The organism is Pelagibius sp. (assembly GCF_965249265.1).
Classification (GTDB): Bacteria; Pseudomonadota; Alphaproteobacteria; order Kiloniellales; family Kiloniellaceae; genus Pelagibius.
In genome coordinates, this window is sequence record NZ_OZ252224.1 from 2491224 (window position 1) to 2508346 (window position 17123).

At 62.5% G+C, this 17123-nt stretch carries 15 protein-coding genes and 3 tRNA genes; 8 read left to right on the forward strand and 10 right to left on the reverse strand.

Translation table 11 applies throughout. The features are described 5' to 3' along the window. Positions 1-134 precede the first annotated feature (134 nt). Both mfd and ACP146_RS11920 read right to left on the reverse strand, forming a co-directional pair. Positions 135-3626, reverse strand: a complete 3492-nt coding sequence (mfd, locus tag ACP146_RS11915; RefSeq protein ID WP_422366978.1) for a transcription-repair coupling factor — start codon at positions 3624-3626, stop codon at positions 135-137. Positions 3627-3651: 25 nt separating this feature from the next. After that, positions 3652-3924 carry a succinate dehydrogenase assembly factor 2 gene (locus tag ACP146_RS11920; protein WP_422366979.1) on the reverse strand — a complete coding sequence of 91 codons (273 nt, stop codon included), beginning with the start codon at positions 3922-3924 and terminating at the stop codon, positions 3652-3654. 94 nt (positions 3925-4018) lie between these two features. Between ACP146_RS11920 and recG the strand changes: the two genes are divergently transcribed. Beyond that, a complete protein-coding gene (recG, locus tag ACP146_RS11925) occupies positions 4019-6103 on the forward strand; it encodes an ATP-dependent DNA helicase RecG (protein ID WP_422366980.1) in 2085 nt (694 codons plus the stop codon). A 14-nt stretch (positions 6104-6117) separates the two neighbouring features. On the opposite strand, the gene ACP146_RS11930 is transcribed toward recG, so the two are convergent. From ACP146_RS11930 to ACP146_RS11940, 3 genes are all read right to left on the reverse strand, one after another. Continuing rightward, positions 6118-7551, reverse strand: coding sequence for a DUF502 domain-containing protein (locus ACP146_RS11930; RefSeq protein ID WP_422366981.1), 1434 nt, complete (start codon positions 7549-7551; stop codon positions 6118-6120). A 291-nt stretch (positions 7552-7842) separates the two neighbouring features. Further along, positions 7843-7929, reverse strand: a tRNA-Leu gene (locus ACP146_RS11935). Between the two features lie 55 nt (positions 7930-7984). Further along, positions 7985-8071: transfer RNA gene (locus ACP146_RS11940), tRNA-Leu, on the reverse strand. A gap of 188 nt (positions 8072-8259) precedes the next feature. Between ACP146_RS11940 and ACP146_RS11945 the strand changes: the two genes are divergently transcribed. The 5 genes from ACP146_RS11945 (at position 8260) to ACP146_RS11965 (ending at position 10843) form a co-directional block, all read left to right on the forward strand. Further along, entirely contained in the window at positions 8260-8493 is a 234-nt protein-coding gene (locus ACP146_RS11945) for a hypothetical protein (protein ID WP_422366982.1), read from the forward strand. 314 nt (positions 8494-8807) lie between these two features. Then, on the forward strand, positions 8808-9167 hold the full coding sequence (locus ACP146_RS11950; RefSeq protein ID WP_425032625.1) for a TraR/DksA family transcriptional regulator: 360 nt from the start codon (positions 8808-8810) through the stop codon (positions 9165-9167). A gap of 1 nt (position 9168) precedes the next feature. Then, a complete protein-coding gene (locus ACP146_RS11955; RefSeq protein WP_422366984.1) occupies positions 9169-9654 on the forward strand; it encodes a hypothetical protein in 486 nt (161 codons plus the stop codon). 203 nt (positions 9655-9857) lie between these two features. Next, positions 9858-10166: a hypothetical protein gene (locus ACP146_RS11960; protein ID WP_422366985.1), complete on the forward strand. Its 309-nt coding sequence runs from the start codon at positions 9858-9860 to the stop codon at positions 10164-10166. 230 nt (positions 10167-10396) lie between these two features. Next, entirely contained in the window at positions 10397-10843 is a 447-nt protein-coding gene (locus ACP146_RS11965) for a hypothetical protein (protein WP_422366986.1), read from the forward strand. 115 nt (positions 10844-10958) lie between these two features. On the opposite strand, the gene ACP146_RS11970 is transcribed toward ACP146_RS11965, so the two are convergent. Next, on the reverse strand, positions 10959-11177 hold the full coding sequence (locus ACP146_RS11970) for a hypothetical protein (RefSeq protein WP_422366987.1): 219 nt from the start codon (positions 11175-11177) through the stop codon (positions 10959-10961). A 224-nt stretch (positions 11178-11401) separates the two neighbouring features. Between ACP146_RS11970 and ACP146_RS11975 the strand changes: the two genes are divergently transcribed. Next, a complete protein-coding gene (locus tag ACP146_RS11975; protein ID WP_422366988.1) occupies positions 11402-11686 on the forward strand; it encodes a hypothetical protein in 285 nt (94 codons plus the stop codon). 26 nt (positions 11687-11712) lie between these two features. On the opposite strand, the gene ACP146_RS11980 is transcribed toward ACP146_RS11975, so the two are convergent. Continuing rightward, positions 11713-12807 (reverse strand): sensor histidine kinase, encoded by a 1095-nt coding sequence (locus ACP146_RS11980; RefSeq protein WP_422366989.1) that lies wholly within the window; start codon positions 12805-12807, stop codon positions 11713-11715. Between the two features lie 96 nt (positions 12808-12903). Between ACP146_RS11980 and ACP146_RS11985 the strand changes: the two genes are divergently transcribed. Then, positions 12904-13290 carry a hypothetical protein gene (locus ACP146_RS11985; RefSeq protein WP_425032629.1) on the forward strand — a complete coding sequence of 129 codons (387 nt, stop codon included), beginning with the start codon at positions 12904-12906 and terminating at the stop codon, positions 13288-13290. A 96-nt stretch (positions 13291-13386) separates the two neighbouring features. Here the strand turns inward: ACP146_RS11985 and ACP146_RS11990 are convergent. From ACP146_RS11990 to gyrA, 3 genes are all read right to left on the reverse strand, one after another. Beyond that, a tRNA-Lys gene (locus ACP146_RS11990) sits at positions 13387-13462 on the reverse strand. A 201-nt stretch (positions 13463-13663) separates the two neighbouring features. Beyond that, entirely contained in the window at positions 13664-14215 is a 552-nt protein-coding gene (gene coaD, locus ACP146_RS11995) for a pantetheine-phosphate adenylyltransferase (RefSeq protein ID WP_422366991.1), read from the reverse strand. Positions 14216-14235: 20 nt separating this feature from the next. Beyond that, positions 14236-17013, reverse strand: coding sequence for a DNA gyrase subunit A (gene gyrA, locus ACP146_RS12000; protein ID WP_422366992.1), 2778 nt, complete (start codon positions 17011-17013; stop codon positions 14236-14238). Positions 17014-17123: the final 110 nt, after the last annotated feature.

Consider the following 17123-nt stretch of genomic DNA (forward strand, 5'->3'; position numbering starts at 1 on the left):
TCACATTGGGCCGAATGGCTCTCTCTCGCGAAGCTCGGTTAATATTATCAAGGGATCGCCGTTGGTCCAGCGTTCATCTGGGGTGGAAAAATATCGCTATCTCAAAGCGATGCGACTGCAAACCGCCTTCCCGTCTAGGCTGCAAGCTTGACCAGTTCGTCCAGCATCAGCCGGACACCGCGCACCCGGGCCGCGTCGCTGTCCCAGGCGCGGCGGTAGACCATGGTGTGATCGGGGCGCAGCTTCACCTCTCCGGCCTGCTGCTGGATGAAGGTGATGAGCCCGGCGGGGTTTGAGAAACTGTCGTTGTGGAAAGCCACCGTGGCCCCCTTCGGCCCGGCATCCAGACGCGCCACGCCGGCATCCCGGCAGAGCTGCTTGATGGCCATGATCTGCAGCAGGTTCTCCACCTCCACCGGCAAGGGCCCGAAACGATCCACCAGTTCCGCGGCGAAGGAATCGATTTCCGCCCGGTCCACCAAAGTGGAAAGGCGGCGGTAAAAGCCCAAACGCAGGTTGAGATCGGTGACGTAGGTTTCTGGAATGAGGACCGGCATCCCGATGTTGATCTGCGGCGTGAAGCTTTCGGCGGCTTCGGTTTCGGCAGCAGTACCGCCACTGCGCGCTGCCGCCACCGCCTCTTCCAGCATCTGCTGGTAAAGCTCAATCCCCACTTCACGAATCTGGCCTGACTGTTCCTCACCCAAAAGATTGCCGGCCCCGCGGATATCCAGATCGTGGCTCGCCAGTTGGAAACCGGCCCCCAGATTGTCCAACGTCTGCATCACGTTCAGGCGCTTTTCGGCCGCGGCGCTCAGAATCCGGCCGGGCGGCAGAGTCAGATAGGCATAGGCCCGCACCTTGGAGCGGCCGATCCGCCCACGCAACTGATAGAGCTGAGCCAGGCCGAACATATCGGCGCGGTGGATGATCATGGTGTTGGCGGTGGGGATATCGAGACCGGATTCGACGATGTTTGTGGACAGCAGGATGTCGTACTTGCGGTCGTAAAAGTCGGTCATCACCGCTTCCAACTGGGTCGGCGGCAACTGCCCGTGGGCCACGGCAACCTTCACCTCCGGCACCAACTTTTCCAGCCGCTCGAAGAGCTCGGTCAGGTCTTTCAGTCTCGGACAGACATAGAAGGTCTGGCCGCCGCGATAGTGTTCGCGGAGGATCGCCTCGCGCACGATGACCGGATCGTATGGCAATACGAAGGTCCGCACCGCCAGGCGATCGACCGGTGGCGTGGCGATCAGGCTCATCTCCTTCACGCCAGACATGGCCATCTGCAGCGTCCGGGGAATGGGCGTTGCCGTCAGGGTCAGCACGTGAACATCTTCGCGCAGCGCCTTCAAACGCTCCTTCTGCTTCACGCCGAAGTGCTGCTCCTCATCGACGATCAGCAGGCCGAGGTCCTTGAAGTCCATGGACTTGGCCAGCACCGCATGGGTGCCGACGACGATCTCGACGCGCCCCTTGGCGAGATCCGCCTTGGTCTCATTGGCCTCCTTGGCGCTGACAAGCCGCGACAGTTGGCGGATCTGTACCGGCAGACCGGCAAAGCGCTCCTTAAAAGTCCGGAAGTGCTGGCGGCAGAGCAAAGTGGTCGGCACCACCACGGCGACCTGCTTGCCGGCCATGACGGCGAGAAAGGCCGCGCGCAGGGCGACCTCCGTCTTGCCGAAACCAACGTCGCCGCAGACCAGACGGTCCATCGGTTTACCCGCCGCCATGTCGGTGACCGTTTCCTCGATGGCCCGCAGTTGGTCCTCCGTCTCGGGGAAAGGAAAGCGGGCGCAGAACTCGTCGTAAAGGCCTTCCGGTTTCTCCATGGCCTCGGCCCCCTTAAGGGCACGGGCCGCAGCCAGCTCGATCAGGGCGTGGGCCATGGCCGCAATACGTTCTTTCACCCGCGCCTTGCGGGTTTGCCAATTCACCCCGCCGAGACGGTCCAGATCCACCGTTTCGCTGTCGGCGCCGAAGCGCGACAACACTTCGATGTTTTCCACCGGCACGAAAAGCTTATCGCCACCGTGATAGATCACCTTCAGGCAATCATGCGGCGCCCCGCCGACATCAAGGGTTTCGAGACCTTCGTAGCGGCCGATACCGTGGTCGACGTGAACCACCAGATCCTTCTCCTGAAGGTCGGAGATCTCGGTCAGGAAGTTCTCGGCCCGGTGCTTGCGCGCCGTCGGGCGGGAAATGCGCTCGCCCAGGATGTCCTGCTCCGTCAGGAAGAGAACCTCGCCCAGGCGAAAACCGCGTTCGATCTCCAGAATTGCGAGGCCGAGCTGTCCGGGCTTCAGGTCCGCTATCTCCGCCCAGGCCGCGACCTGCCGGGTCTCCAATTCGCCGTGTTCTTTCAGCAGCGCCGCCAGACGGTCAAGCGCACCGGCGGAGAAAGCCGTCAAAACGACTCTGCGTCCGGCCTTCTGCTGGTGCCGGATCTGCTGGTCCGCCGCTTCGTAGAGATTGCCGGTGCCGGCGGCGCGTTGCTCTGCGAAATCGAGACCGGGCAGCGCCCCGGCATCGCGCGTCCCGTCCCCTTCCGGCGCGGCAAAGGGCGTGAACTGGCCGCCGGGCCGCTCGGCCAGAACCCGGTCCCACTCCGCCCCATTGAGGTAGAGCAGCGCAGGCTCTATGGCCTTGTAGACCCAGCCGCCGGTCTCACCACCGCCTTCCAGCTGCTTACGGGCGTCATGGAAATCCAGGATCGTCTCAAGCCGGGCATCCCGTGCCTCGCTGGCCTGATGATCCAAGGTCACGCCGGCCTCCGGCAGATAGTCGAGCAGGGTCACCAGGCGTTCGTGGTATAGCGGCAGCCAGTGTTCCATACCAGGATGCACCCTGCCGGCGCTGACGGCTTCATAGAGGGGATCGTCACGCACGGCGCCAAAGGTCGAGCGGTAGATCGTGCGAAAGCGTTCGATTGCCGCCGGGTCCAGAATCACCTCGCTGACCGGCTTTAAAGTGACCGCCTCGACCTGCTCCGTGGTGCGCTGGGTCAGGGGGTCGAAAAGCCGCAGCGATTCCAGATCATCGCCGAAGAAATCCAACCGCAGGGGCTGAGCCTGGCCCGGCGCGAAAACATCAACGATGCCGCCGCGCACCGCAAACTCGCCGGGCTCGCTGACGGTCTCGACCCGGTAGTAGCCGTTTTCGGCAAAGAAGCCGTTCAGGCGCTCCGCCGGCAGGTTTTGACCGGCGCGCAGTTCCAGAACCCGGCCTTCCAGCGCCTCCGGTGGCGGCACGCGCTGCAGCAAGGCGTTGACGGTGGTGATCACGACCTGAGGCGATGCCGCGCGCGGCGCGATCAGCCGGGTCAGTACATCCAACCGCTGGGCAACGATGTCTCGATGCGGACTGACCCGGTCATAGGGCAGACAATCCCAGGCCGGGAAAACGAGGGTCTCGACCGCCGGCGCGAAGAACCGCAGGGAATCGGCCATGCGGGCGGCCTGGGCGTCATCGCGCGCAACATGCAGCCAACGCCCGCCCGGCACGTCTTCCAGCAAGCCGGCCAGATAGAGTGCATCGGCCCCAGGTGCAGCGGAAGCGATTGTTGGCCGCACAGACGCGGAATCGTCCGTTGGCGCCGGGGCGGAAACAGGGTCACTCATCGGTTGGGGATCTTCTTCAGGCTGGCTAGCGTTTGACAGGCTTGTATTCGAAGTCCAGCAGCAGCCGCAAGACGTCATGGTCGAACTCCGCCGGCGGTTGCGTACGGCCCAGAATCCAGTCATAGACGACCGGCTCCGGCACGTCCAGCAGGGCCTCGAAACGGCTGAGTTGCTGGGAATCGAAGCCACCCAGGTGACTGTCGGCAAAACTGCCGATCAGCAGATCCATCTCCTGCGTACCACGGTGCCAGCTTCTGAAGCGCAGCCGTTTACGGCGGTTTTCAATCGTTTCGGTCATGGCATTGCCCTTGATTTGGCATAGGATATAGAGCGATCTCACCTCTTTGTCAGGCACTTCCCGGCCAAGCCTCTCGATAGACCCGTCCAGACCTGTGCGCCCCGAAATCCTCTTTCCGCTCTTTGCCCCCGCCACCAGCCTGCCCGGCGTCGGGCCGCGCTATGCCAAGCTGTTTGAGAGCCTGGCCGCCGGTCCGGCGGTGATCGATCTCTGCTGGCACCTGCCGAGCGGCATCATCGACCGGCGCTACGGGCCGCCCCTCGCCGAGGTCATCCCCGGACGCATCGCCACCATCACCATCGAGGTGGGCGAACACCGCGCGCCGCCGACCCGCCGCCAGCCCTACCGCGTGCTTTGTCACGACGCGACGGCGGCGTTGGAACTGGTGTTCTTTCACGCCCACCGCGATTACCTGATGAAGATGCTGCCGCCCGGTCAGACGCGGGTGGTGAGCGGCAAGGTGGAGATCTTCAACGACCGCCTGCAGATGACCCATCCGGACCATATCGCCGGCCCGGAGGAAGCCGAGAGCCTGCGGGCGGTGGAGCCCGTCTATCCCCTTACCGCCGGCCTCAGCCTGAAAGTCGTGAGCAAGGCCGTTCATGCCGCCGTGGAGCGCGCGCCCTCCTTGCCGGAGTGGCTCGACCCGGCCCAGAAGGATCGGGAAAGCTGGCCCGACTGGCACGACGCCTTGGGACGGGTTCATGCCCCCAGGGATGAGGCCGACCTCTCCGCCCTTGCGCTGCCCCGGCGGCGTCTCGCCTATGACGAATTGCTGGCCAACCAACTCGCCATCGCCCTGGTGCGCGACCGCCAACTGCGTCAAAAGGGCCGCCGTCTGAAGGGCAGCGGCCACTTGCAAGATAGAGTACTCTCAAGCCTGCCTTTCGCCCTGACCGGATCGCAGCGCCAGGCCGTCGCCGAAATCACCGCCGACATGGCGGCGGAGCACCGCATGTTGCGACTGCTCCAGGGCGATGTGGGTAGCGGCAAGACCGTGGTCGCCCTGCTGGCCATGCTCGCGGTGGTCGAGGCCGGAAGCCAGGCGGCGCTCATGGCGCCGACCGAAATTCTTGCCCGGCAACACTTCAAGACCATCGCCTCGCTGGCCGAAGCAGCCGGGGTGAAGCTGGCTTTGCTCACCGGGCGCGACAAAGGCAAGGCGCGCGCGGCTATTCTCGCCGGCCTCGCCGAGGGTGAAACCGACCTCGTCGTCGGCACCCATGCTCTGTTTCAGGAGGATGTTGCCTTTCGCGACCTCGCCATGGCGGTGATCGACGAGCAGCACCGCTTCGGCGTCCATCAGCGTTTGACCCTTACCGGCAAGGGCCAGGCTGTCGACGTGCTCGTCATGACGGCCACACCGATCCCGCGCACCCTGATGCTGACGGCCTATGGCGATATGGATTCCTCACGCCTGACCGAAAGGCCGCCGGGCCGCCAACCGATCGATACCGTGACCCTCTCCCTAGACCGCCTGCCGGAAGTGGTCACCGCCGTGGAACGTGCCCTGGTTAAGGGCGCCCAGGTCTATTGGATCTGTCCGCTTGTCGAGGAGTCGGAAAACAGCGACTTGGCCGCCGCGGAGGACCGCCACCGCGCCCTCGCCCATCATTTCGGCGATAATGTGGGCTTGGTCCACGGCCGCATGAAGGGGGCGGAAAAGGATGCGGTGATGGAGCGCTTTGCAGCCGGCGAGATCGGGGTTCTGGTCGCCACCACCGTGGTCGAAGTCGGCGTCGACGTGCCCAAGGCCACCATCATGGTCATCGAGCATGCCGAGCGTTTCGGCCTGGCGCAGTTGCACCAACTCCGCGGCCGTGTCGGCCGTGGTGCCGACAAGTCCTCCTGCCTGCTGCTCTGGCAGGGGCCTCTGGGCGAAACCGCCAAGGCCCGCCTTCAGATCCTGCGGGAAACCGACGACGGTTTCCGCATTGCCGAAGAGGACCTGCGCCTGCGCGGCGCCGGCGAGCTGCTCGGGGTGCGTCAGAGCGGCCTGCCGGAATTCCGTTTGGCCGACCTTGCAACCCACAGCGATCTGCTGGCCACAGCCCGCGACGATGCGAGGCTGATCCTGGACAAGGATCCCGAACTGGAAGCACCACGCGGTCAGGCCCTCAGGGTCCTGCTCTATCTCTTCGAGCGCGATGCGGCGGTGAAATTCCTGCGGTCAGGGTAGGGCCTGAAAAACGCTTAGCCGCTGTGAGCGAGCGGTGGCTGGCTCTCGTCCGTCGCAGCATCCTCGACCACTGAGGGGCGCCGGTCGGGCGGCGTGACAATACCGCCGGACACCACCATCTTGATGCCCTCTTCGACGGTCATCGTCAGGCTCTGAACCTCATTGCGCGGCAGGAAGAGTAGGAAGCCGGATGTCGGGTTCGGGGTGGTCGGCAGAAAAATGTTCACCGTATCTTCGGGCGTCCAATGCTGAATGCCGTGCTCTGCCGGCCCGGTGATGAAGCCAAGGGCCCAGCAGTCCGGCCGCGGGTATTCAAGCAACACCACTTCGCGGAACGCCTGGGACTGTTCCTTGAACACGGTTTCCAGGATCTGCTTTACGGCACTGTATAGGCTGCGGATCACCGGCATCTGCGCCAGCAGGCGCTCGCCGCTGGCGATCAGCGACCGTCCGACCAAACCGGCGGTCAGGAAACCGACAAGAATGAGTCCGACCACGATGACCAGGACGCCCAGTCCCGGCAGACTGAAGGGCAGATAGGTCTCGGGGTTCCATTGTGCCGGAATGTGGCGCACCACCCGGCTGTCGACGAAGGATACGAACTCCCAGGCCAGCCAAACCGTGATGGCGATCGGCGCGGTCACCAGAACACCGGCAAAGAAATAGTTGCGCAGCCGGGTGATGAAACCGGCCCGTTTTTTCGGCGGCGCTTTTTTGCGGCGGCGCAGATTGCCCTTCTTGCCCAAGGTCTTCTCGGCCTGCGCCTCCACCTGTGCCTTAGCGGCCTCGGCGTCGAGCGTGGCCTCCTCTCCTTCGTGTTCCCGGTCCGGAATCACGATGCCGCTGGAGATGACCAGCTTGATACCCTCTTCCACCGTCAGGTCCAGGTGATGGACATCCTCGCGCGGGACGAAAAGCAGAAAACCCGTCGTTGGGTTGGGCGTTGCCGGGATGAAGACATTGAAAACAGTCTCGGCGGTCAGGTGCTGAACCTCACCCACCGTTTCGCCGGTGATGAAACCAACCGCCCAGCACCCACGCCGCGGGTATTCGATCAGAACGACCTCGCGAAAGGCGGTGGAAGATTGGGAAAGCACCGTCTCAAGGAGTTGCTTGGTCCAACTGTAGACCGACCGGATCACCGGCAGGCGGCCGACGATGCGCTCGCCAAAAGACATGGTGAGCCGGCCGACATAGCCGGCCGCCAGGAAGCCCACGAGAACAAGGAACAACAGGGCCACGATAAGGCCGAGCCCGGGAACACCGAAGGGCAGATAGGTCTCCGGATTCCACTGCGGCGGAATTATCGGCGTGACCCGGTTGTCGATGAAGGTAATGACCCGCCAGGTCAGCCAGAAGGTGATGCCGGCGGGCGCGGTGACCAGCACACCGGCAAGGAAATAGTTCCGCAGCCTTGTGCCAAAGCTCACCTGCTTGTTCTCAGACAAGTCTCCCAATCCCTCCTGGTGGCAGCTTGATCACCGCCAGATGCCTGTTCGGCCTCGCTCCGGCTTCGCGCCGGCCGGCCAAGACCGTCCACCCATGCAAACGAGGGCCTGCAAACGACCCCATGCACCACTTCCCCGACTTAGCCATGATATGGGAATTCGCGGCTGAAGTACCAGTGCGCAGCAATGCTGCCGCCAAGGTGCCTGTCAGGCGCTAAGGAAGCGCTAACGCAAGGTGCGGGAGCCGGCAATGCCGGATCTCGGTCTCAAACCACCTGTCGGGAGAGAGTTTGGTGCGGCTGAGAGGACTCGAACCTCCACTTCCGTACGGAAACTAGCACCTGAAGCTAGCGCGTCTACCAATTCCGCCACAGCCGCAACGCTGTCAGGAGGGATATCGTCCACTCCCACGATCCGAGCACTTGGGGCCAGATGGTGCGGCTGAGAGGACTTGAACCTCCACGGGGTTTCCCCCACAGCGCCCTCAACGCTGCGCGTCTACCGATTCCGCCACAGCCGCAGATTTCCGCTGGTCATGGCCACCGGCTCGAAGGCGGTGTTATAGCGTCCTGCGCCAAAAGGGCAACGGAAAACTGCGCCAAAAAAGCGCTGGACGGAGATCGGCACAAAGGTTCACCATAGCAGGCGATGCAGCTCTAAGCCTTTGGTCCAAAACCTTTCTTTTTTATCCAGGAGTCGCAAAGTCCCGTGAAGATATTCTGCCGCATCGCCGTGCCCGGCGTTCTTGCGACCGCCGCCTTGATCGGCGCCCTGTTCTTCTGGTGGAGTCGGGGCGGACTCGACATCAGCCTTCATGGCATGATCGCTCTCTCCCTCGCCTGCGTTTTTTCCCTCTTGCTGGGCGGCGGGCTGATGTTCCTGGTGTTCTATTCAAGCCGGCAGGGCCATGACGACGAACATCACCGCGGGCCGGAAATCTGAAGAGAAATAACCCTTTAGAGCGCTAACTCCCTGCCTTGACACAAAAAAATCACCCTGCGTAAGCAAACCCACCCGTACCTTTTCACTCAGGGTATGCCTGCGGGGATTTGAGACCCTGCCTCCCTGTACGACTTCATGTCTACCAACCCCCGAAGACGGCCGGGGCTCTTCAGTTCCCGCAGGCACCCCTTCCAGACATCATGCCTCTTCGAACGTCCGGCGCCGATTTTTGGCGCCCGGCTCCTGCACAGCGCCGCCGGTCGTTCAGCGGGCAGATCCCTTGTAGTGTGAAACGGCCAGCGCCATCATGGGGCATGAGTGAACCGATCCAGTTCGACCTTGCCGCTTTTCGCGAGCGCTTGGTCCAACGCCGCGTCGAACTGTTGGATCTGGCAGCAAACAGCGCGGAAAGCCGCAGGCCGGTTGAACTTGATCAGACCAGGGTTGGCAGGCTGTCAAGAATGGATGCGCTTCAAGGTCAGGCCATGTCGCTTGAGGCTGAACGCCGCCGCAAGGCTGAACTTCAGCGTATCGAAGCAAGCCTGAAACGGATCGAGTCGGGGGACTATGGCTATTGCGTCACCTGCGGTGAGCAAATTCCGCTCAGGCGTCTGGAACTGGATCCGACCCTGCCGACCTGCGTCGACTGCGCCGGCGCCACGGGCAGCCATTAGGATGCACCCGGTTTTCAACCCCGTCTCGTCCGGCTTTTTTCGCCTCGCTTGCCTGGCATTGGTTTTCGGTCTCGGACTGGTCGGCGGCGCCGAAGCACCCGCTTCGGCGCAGGGTCTCTCCGCCGGCCAAAAGACCGAATGCTGGCGCGGCTGGGGCTACATACTCGACGGCCAGTCCCGCGCCTATAAGAGCGAGGAAATGCTGGTTGTCACGCTCGGCCCGACACTCTGGCAGGCCGGCACGCCCGTCGAACTGTTTCTGCTTGATCGCGCGAGCGGTCACATGTCGGAACTGCCGCCGATCAAAGTGATCCCCGAGAACCCGCGGATGTACTATCGCGGCCGCTTGAACTATGTCGACACGCTGGCCGCGATCGACGGTTCCGCGGACCTGATGACGCTGGGGCTCAGCCATATCGAGCCCGCCGCGCCAGGTATTCCGGCAAAAGAAGACTACAACCGCTGGGCCTGCGGCTTCGGCGAATAGGCTGAAGGCCAACGCCTCAAAAACTCCGCACCGAATTCTCATAAAGTATTAAATCTACTTTTATTTAAATTTATATCAAATAAAGACGATTATGGTTAACAAATAATAAATTTTTAGTTGACATTTTATTAATAAGCCCATAAATTCTTACCACTTCTTATTTCTATGCAAGCTGCCGATTTAATGGAACGGAAGACGGGGCGATGCTTTCAGTATTGCAGTGGCTCTATGGGCCCAATGCAGAATCCGATCCCTACTATCTCCTGCTTCACGACTTCGTTGTCCTGATGCCCTGGTGGTATCCCTACATGTGGCTGGGCATCATCAGTGCCGTCGTCGGCTGGCGTGCCTTGCGGCGCTTCCGCCGCAACCGCCAAAATCGGGCGGGCCTCAAGCGGGTTCGGGCGAGGGTCCACCGGCTGGCCGACGGAGCGGGCGGCCAGATTGCGCTTCCCGGTGCCGCCAATGACGACCACCCTGCCCTCAGCGGACGCCGGCGGGCCGCGGACTGATCCCGAGGCGGATGGCCCCCACGGCTTCCCCGCAACGAACCCGGCAAGAATTGCCCCTGTCCACCGCCTCTGCCCGTCGAAAACTGCCTTCCCGCCGCGTGATGCCGGGCCCCAGACGCTGAAACCTGGGGTTCTTCGGCGCCGGCAACTGGCCCGCCGATTGCAAAGCTTAGGCAACCCGGGCCTTCGGCTTCCGGGTCAATGCGAAACCGGCGCAAGGGCCATGAACCATGAGCTTTCCCGACCTCTCAGAACACGACCTGCGTTCGAACCCGACGCTGCAATGGTTCCACCGCTCCAGCGGTAAACCGCGGCAGGCCCTGCGTATGCTGGAAGATGCGCTGGCGGTCCCCGAGCCCGAGCAATCCAGTGTCACGGCCGGCCAGTTTGTCGATGAGATCGACGACACGATTCAGGAACACAGCCGCCGCGAAGTCATGTCGGTGCTGGTACATCTCAAGCAGCGTGAGGTCAAAGCGCTGGTGCGCCGCACTGCTCATGCCAAGGGGCGTTACCTGGCTGCCTTGATGGAGTTGCCGCGCAATCAGGCGACCCGCAAGTCGGCAGTCGAAGAGGTTTCGTTGCTGCGCCGGGAATATGAGGAACTGGAGATGGGCCTGAAGACCCTGCGCCAGTTAATCCTGGACAGCGACATCGATATCATCGGGGTTGAATAGAGAAGCAATGGATCAGGGCCCGCGCCAGGGCCCGCCTCGATCAGCCCTGCCCCATTCCTCTAAGCGTTCCGGCTTTCAGGAAACCCGGTGCTCGCCCGAGGCGGATCGGACAGGTTCAGTTCAGGTACAGAACGTCGCTGTCGGGCTTCGGCATCTGCAGGATAACCGCTTCCGAGTTCCCACTCAGACGGCCGAGAAGCTCCTCTGTCTCCTTCGGGCAGGCATTGACGACGTCAAGGGCCAAGTCGCCGTTGGCGTTGACCCGCGCGAAAATTCCCGCTCTGAAGGCATCGACGATCCAACGGGCCGGATCGAAGCCTGAATGCAGTGTCATTGCTTCAACCTCACTATGCTTGCGCACCCACACAGCCTGCACGTCTTCCTTTAAAGATCAGTTACCTAACGCTCAAAAGCTGAGCAGCTCCCGTCGACTTCGAGCTTCCAGTCTGCCCGCCAAAATCGCTGCTTTCTGTGGGATTCCGCACCCTTTTTGGGTTGCGACAATCGAGCCTGCTTTAGACTCTTGCAGCCGGCCCTCTAAGAACCAATTCTCAACGCATGGCTTCAAAACGACGCCCCAAGCCGAATCGGCCCCCTCTCCTGGCCCACGAGAAACAGGCTCTGGAGATGGTCTGGCGCCACCTGGCCGTTGGATTCCTGGCTGCTGCGGTGTTCTGCACGGCCATCCTGGCCAGTGATCTGGCCGGATTGCGCGGGTTGATTTTCGGAAGCGATCAGCCCTGGTTGGGTTTGGGGCTGCTGTTCTTTGGCCTGTTTATTACCTTTGGCTCGGTTGCCCTCGGCATCAGCCTCATGACCCTGAGGAAAGACGATAAAGACTAGCGCGCAGCCCTGAGGGCAAGCGTTCGTCAGGCTAAAGCACCAAGCTCCTTTGGCCGCCGAGCCGCCCAAACCGATCGTGCCGCCGGGAATGTCACCGTAACAGTTGTTCCCTGCCCCGGATCACTTGCCAGGGCCACTGTGCCGCCATGCAGCTCAGTGAGGGCCAGCGCGAGCGGCAAGCCCAGTCCGGTTCCCGGCCGGCTGCGCTTGTAGGCATTTTCAATCTGCCGGAAAGGCTTGATGGCAATAGCGATCTCATCAGCCGTCATGCCCACACCGGTGTCTTGGATGGCAATCCGGAGGCCCCTTTCAGGCCCAACATCCATCGAGACGGTCACCTTGCCGCCGGGCTTGCTGAACTTGACGGCGTTGGACACTAGGTTGATGACGATCTGCTTTAGGAGGCGCGGATCACCATGAAAATCCGGCAACCCGTCGGTTTCCTGAAGCTCTACGTCGATGGCCGTCGACGTCGACTGCATCGATACCAGACGTATGGCGGCCTGGATGCTGTCCCTTGGCGTAAAGGTCTCTTCCACCAGCTCCGCCTGGCCGGATTCGATCTTCGAGAGGTCCAGAATCTCATTGATGATGCCGAGAAGGTGTTTGCCGGACTCGCAGATGTGCGTCGCGTATTCCTGATACTTCGGGTTACCCATCGGGCCATCAACCTGGTTCACGATCACTTCGGAAAACCCGATGATTGCGTTCAAGGGCGTGCGCAGTTCATGGCTGATGTTCGCCAGAAATTCGGACTTCGTGCGATCTGCCAGCTCGGCTTCCTGCTTGGCCGAAATCAGACTCCGCTCGGCTGCCCGGCGCTTTCTCAAAGACGCCCTCAACCGCGTCATGATGCGGCGGCTGCGCCGGAACTCCTTTGCCAGGGCGCACCAACGCCGCCAGGAGAACCAGAGGAATGCGATGGCCGCAATCCCAAGCGCCAGCGGCAACTCATCCAGTTCCATATCCTCGTGCTGATCGGCCCAGGCCTCCCAGGCCTCCGCCAGGTCAAATTCCTGGAAGACGGCGAAGGCCACGACCACCGACCCCAGCGCGATGGCCAGATCAATGACCGCCGTTCTGTTGCTGGTTCCCGAAGTCCACCTGAGGATCTTCTTCAAAGCAGAGCCTTTTCTGCGCGACCGCGTTGCCGGTGCGAGAAGTGTTGATTGAAAGACCCTGCTTAAAGGATTGTAGTTAAACCACTATTAATAATTATGCGTATTTTGATAATCATTTCGATGATTCACTTAAAGCGATCTCCGGCAAGAAAATCTAAACCAGAACGCGCCACAATCATCGTGAACAAGAAAACATACGGCGAAACTTCCTATCCCAGGTTGGGCCGCAGCCCATCGCGAAGTCCTGATGGAGTCGCCGGGCAACAGTTTCGGGAGTTCACAATGGCGAACCACATGATGTTCTGGCGTTCTGCGGGTCTGGACGAAGCGATTCGATCCAACCTCTCTCCTGTCGCCAAAAACCGGCAGTTCCGAAAGGCGTCCTGGATCCGTCATACTGCGGCTGAAACAGCAGCCTTCGAGCGCAGCCTGACAAAGCCCGGCACATCGCCCTGGCAGAAGGTGCGGCTGCCTCTTCACTGACAGGTCCGGACTGACAGGGCCGGACTGACGGGCCGGAAAGCCGGATCGGCGGCGGACACCGCCGGCTTTTGCCGGGCATCGGTTACTGTGGAGAAATGGTGAGCCCGCCAGGGATCGAACCTGGGACAACCTGATTAAAAGTCAGGTGCTCTACCAACTGAGCTACGGGCCCCCCAAGGGGATTTGCGGCATCTGAGGGACTCGGGCCAACATTCTGCGGCCCCTGCCCCTCCGACGCGGCGCGCGCACAATAGTGCCGGCCCCCGGTCCGGTCAACCGGTGTGAACCCTAAAAAAGGACGTCCCGAAACCGCCGGAAACCCTGGCTGTTTCCTGTCCCGGCCGCGGCTTGCTGCAGCACCTGTTTGACCGGGCTATTGCTTGAAAGTCTGGAGCCTCTTGGCGGCCGCCTTGCCGTCTTCCTGTTCCAGGTGGAAGCGGTCGCGCAGACGGGCGGCAACATCGGCGCCGACAAAGCTGGAGATGTCGCCGCCCAGGCGGCCGATCTCCTTCACAAAGCGGGACGAAATGAACTGCTGTCGCTCCGACGCCATCAGGAACACCGTCTCGATGTCGGCGTCCAGGCGGGCATTCATGCTGGCCATCTGGAACTCATATTCGAAATCGGAAACCGCCCGCAGGCCGCGGACCAGTACGGAGCCGCCGACCTCCTGGCAGAAATGGATCAGAAGGTTGTCGAAGCTGCTCACCTGCACTTCGGCGCCATGGGTTTCCATCCGCCCGATCTCGTCGCGCACCATCTCGACCCGCTCGTCGATAGTGAAGAGCGGCCCCTTGCCGGCATTGCGGGCAACCGCAATCACCAGCCGGTCGACCAGCTTGCAGGCCCGGCCGATAATGTCCTGGTGTCCGTTGGTGATGGGATCGAAGGTGCCGGGATAGACACCGACCAGCGGCTCTCTCATGATCCTTCGATTTCCCCCAGCTAGGTTGCCCCGGGCCCTGCAGCCGGACCCGGTCCGCCCTCCCCGCCGGATACGGGATCGTCGGAAACGGTTTCGTCTTCGTCGTCCGTCTCTTCTTCCGGCAGGTGGGCCACGGAAACAATACGCTCACTTTCGTCGATGCGAAACAGCATGACGCCGCGGGTAGTGCGGCCGGCAATGCGGATGTCCTCGACCGGGCTGCGAATCAGCTTGCCACCGTCGGTCACCAGCATGATCTGGTCGCCGGGGCCGACCGGAAAGGCGGCGATCACCCCGGACTCCCGTCCGCCGTGACGGCTCAGGTCCATGTTGCCGATGCCGCGGCCGCCACGGCCCGTCAGGCGGTATTCGTAGGCCGAGGTGCGCTTGCCATAACCATCATCGGCAACCGAGAGAATGAACTGTTCGCTCTCCGCCAGTTCGCTGAGCCGGGCCTGGGACAATTCGATGCCATTGTCGGATACGCCGTCGCCATCGCCGTTCTCTCCGCGCCGCTTTGCCGAGGCGTAGCGCCGGTAGGCATCGCGCTCTTCGGTGCTCTCGGCTTCGCCCGAGCGCAGGATGGTCATGGAAATGACCTTGTCGCCCTTACCCAGTTTGATACCGCGCACGCCGGTCGAGGTGCGGCCGGCAAAGACCCGGACGTCGGACACAGAAAAGCGGATGCAGCGCCCCCCGGCGGTGGCCAGCAGGATATCGTCATCCTGGGCACAGGGCCGCACGGCCACCAGTTCGCTGTCGCCGTCTTCCAGCTTCATGGCGATCTTGCCGTTGGCCATGACCCGCACGAAATCCGACAGCTTGTTGCGCCGGACATTGCCGTCCGAGGTCGCGAAGACGACGTACATCTGGTCCCAGGTGGTCTCGTCCTCGGGCATCGGCATGAAGGTGGAAATCACCTCGCCCTCTGCCAGGGGCAGCAAGTTGATCAGCGCCTTGCCGCGCGCCTGGGGCGTGCCGACCGGCAGGCGGTAGACCTTCAGCTTGTACACCATGCCGCGGGAGGAGAAGAACAGCACCGGCGTATGGGTGTTGCAGACGAAGACCTGGCTGACGAAATCCTCGTCGCGGGTCGCCATGCCGGCCCGGCCCTTGCCGCCGCGCCGCTGGGCGCGATAGGTCGACAGCGGCACCCGCTTGATGTAGCCGCCGTGACTGACTGTCACCACCATGTCTTCGCGCTGGATCAGATCCTCGTCTTCCTGTTCGAAGCCGTGATCGGAGATCAGCGTCCGGCGCGGCGTGGCGAAACGCGCCTTCATGTCGTTGAACTCTTCGCGGAGGATCGACAGCAACTTCTCACGCGAAGAAAGGATTTCCAGGTATTCCTTTATTTCTGCAGCAATTTCCTGCAGCTCGGCGGCGATCTTCTCACGCTCCAGCCCGGTCAGGCGCTGCAGGCGCAGTTCCAGGATCGCCCGCGCCTGGGCCTCCGAAAGGCTGTAGCTGCCGTCTTCCTCAACCACCCGGCCCGGCTCGTCGATGAGCGCGATCAGCGGCGCGACATCCTTGGCCGGCCAGCGCTGCGCCATCAGGCCCTCACGGGCCGCCACCGGGTCGGGCGCGGCGCGGATCAGGGCGATCACCGGATCGATGTTGGCCACCGCGATGGCCAGACCAACCAAGAGGTGCGCACGATCGCGAGCCTTGCCGAGGCGGAAGGCCGTGCGCCGTGTCACCACCTCTTCGCGGAAATCGATGAAGGCGCCGATGATGGCCCGCAGGTCCAGGACCTCCGGCCGTCCGCCGTTCAGCGCCAGGATATTGCAGCCGAAAGAGCCCTGAAGCTGGGAATGGCGGAAAAGCTGATTCAGCACCACATCGGGCTCGGCATCGCGGCGCAGTTCGATGACCACGCGCAGCCCCTGACGGTCGCTCTCGTCACGCAGGTCGGCGATGCCCTCGATGGTCTTGGCGCGGACCAGCTCGGCGATCCGCTCCAGCATCCGCGCCTTGTTCACCTGAAAAGGCACCTCGCTGACGATAATCGCCATGCGGTCCTTGCGGATTTCCTCGATCTCGGTCTTGGCCCTGACGCGCAGGCTGCCGCGCCCGGTGTGATAGGCATCGCGGATGCCGGCACGGCCGAGAATGATACCGCCGGTCGGGAAATCGGGGCCGGGAATGAATTCCATCAGCCCATCGATGGAGATATCCGGCTTGTCGATGTAGGCGAGGCAGCCGTCGATCACCTCCCCCAGATTGTGGGGCGGAATGTTGGTCGCCATGCCCACGGCGATGCCGCCGGCGCCGTTGACCAGCAGATTGGGAAAGCGCGCCGGCAGGACCACCGGCTCCTTGGTCGACTCATCGTAGTTGTCCTGGAAGTCGACGGTGTTCTCGTCGATATCGTCCAGCAGCGCGTCGCTGGCCACCCGCGTCAGCCGCGCCTCGGTATAGCGCATGGCCGCCGGCGGATCGCCGTCCATGGAGCCGAAATTGCCCTGCCCGTCGATGAGCTGCAGGCGCATGGAGAAATCCTGCGCCATCCGCACCATGGTGTCGTAGATCGCGGAATCGCCATGGGGGTGGTACTGACCCATGACATCACCAACGACGCGGGCCGACTTGCGGTACGGCCGGTTCCAGTCGTAGCCGGCTTCCTTCATGGCGTAGAGGATGCGCCGGTGCACCGGCTTCAGGCCGTCGCGGACATCCGGCAAGGCCCGCGCCACGATCACGCTCATGGCGTAGTCGAGGTACGAGCGTTTCATCTCGTCCTCGATGGTGACCGGTGTTATGTCGTGATCGAAACTCGGCTTAGACGGATCGGACAAGAGAAAAGGCCTTAGACAACGAACCCAGAAGGAACCTGGAAGCAGGGCCCGGACCCAGCGCCCGAACCGGAGGAAAGACGGCCCGCCGGGGCCGGCAGAACCAGGAAATC

Coding starts and splice junctions, on each gene's coding strand:
- ACP146_RS11955 (WP_422366984.1), top strand. CDS start 9,169: ATGCACCCGGTTTTCAACCCCGTCTCGTCCGGCTTTTTTCGCCTCGCT.
- ACP146_RS11975 (WP_422366988.1), top strand. CDS start 11,402: ATGGCTTCAAAACGACGCCCCAAGCCGAATCGGCCCCCTCTCCTGGCC.
- ACP146_RS11950 (WP_425032625.1), top strand. CDS start 8,808: ATGAGTGAACCGATCCAGTTCGACCTTGCCGCTTTTCGCGAGCGCTTG.
- ACP146_RS11920 (WP_422366979.1), bottom strand. CDS start 3,924: ATGACCGAAACGATTGAAAACCGCCGTAAACGGCTGCGCTTCAGAAGC.
- coaD (WP_422366991.1), bottom strand. CDS start 14,215: ATGAGAGAGCCGCTGGTCGGTGTCTATCCCGGCACCTTCGATCCCATC.
- mfd (WP_422366978.1), bottom strand. CDS start 3,626: ATGAGTGACCCTGTTTCCGCCCCGGCGCCAACGGACGATTCCGCGTCT.
- ACP146_RS11970 (WP_422366987.1), bottom strand. CDS start 11,177: ATGACACTGCATTCAGGCTTCGATCCGGCCCGTTGGATCGTCGATGCC.
- ACP146_RS11960 (WP_422366985.1), top strand. CDS start 9,858: ATGCTTTCAGTATTGCAGTGGCTCTATGGGCCCAATGCAGAATCCGAT.
- ACP146_RS11965 (WP_422366986.1), top strand. CDS start 10,397: ATGAGCTTTCCCGACCTCTCAGAACACGACCTGCGTTCGAACCCGACG.
- ACP146_RS11985 (WP_425032629.1), top strand. CDS start 12,904: ATGCGTATTTTGATAATCATTTCGATGATTCACTTAAAGCGATCTCCG.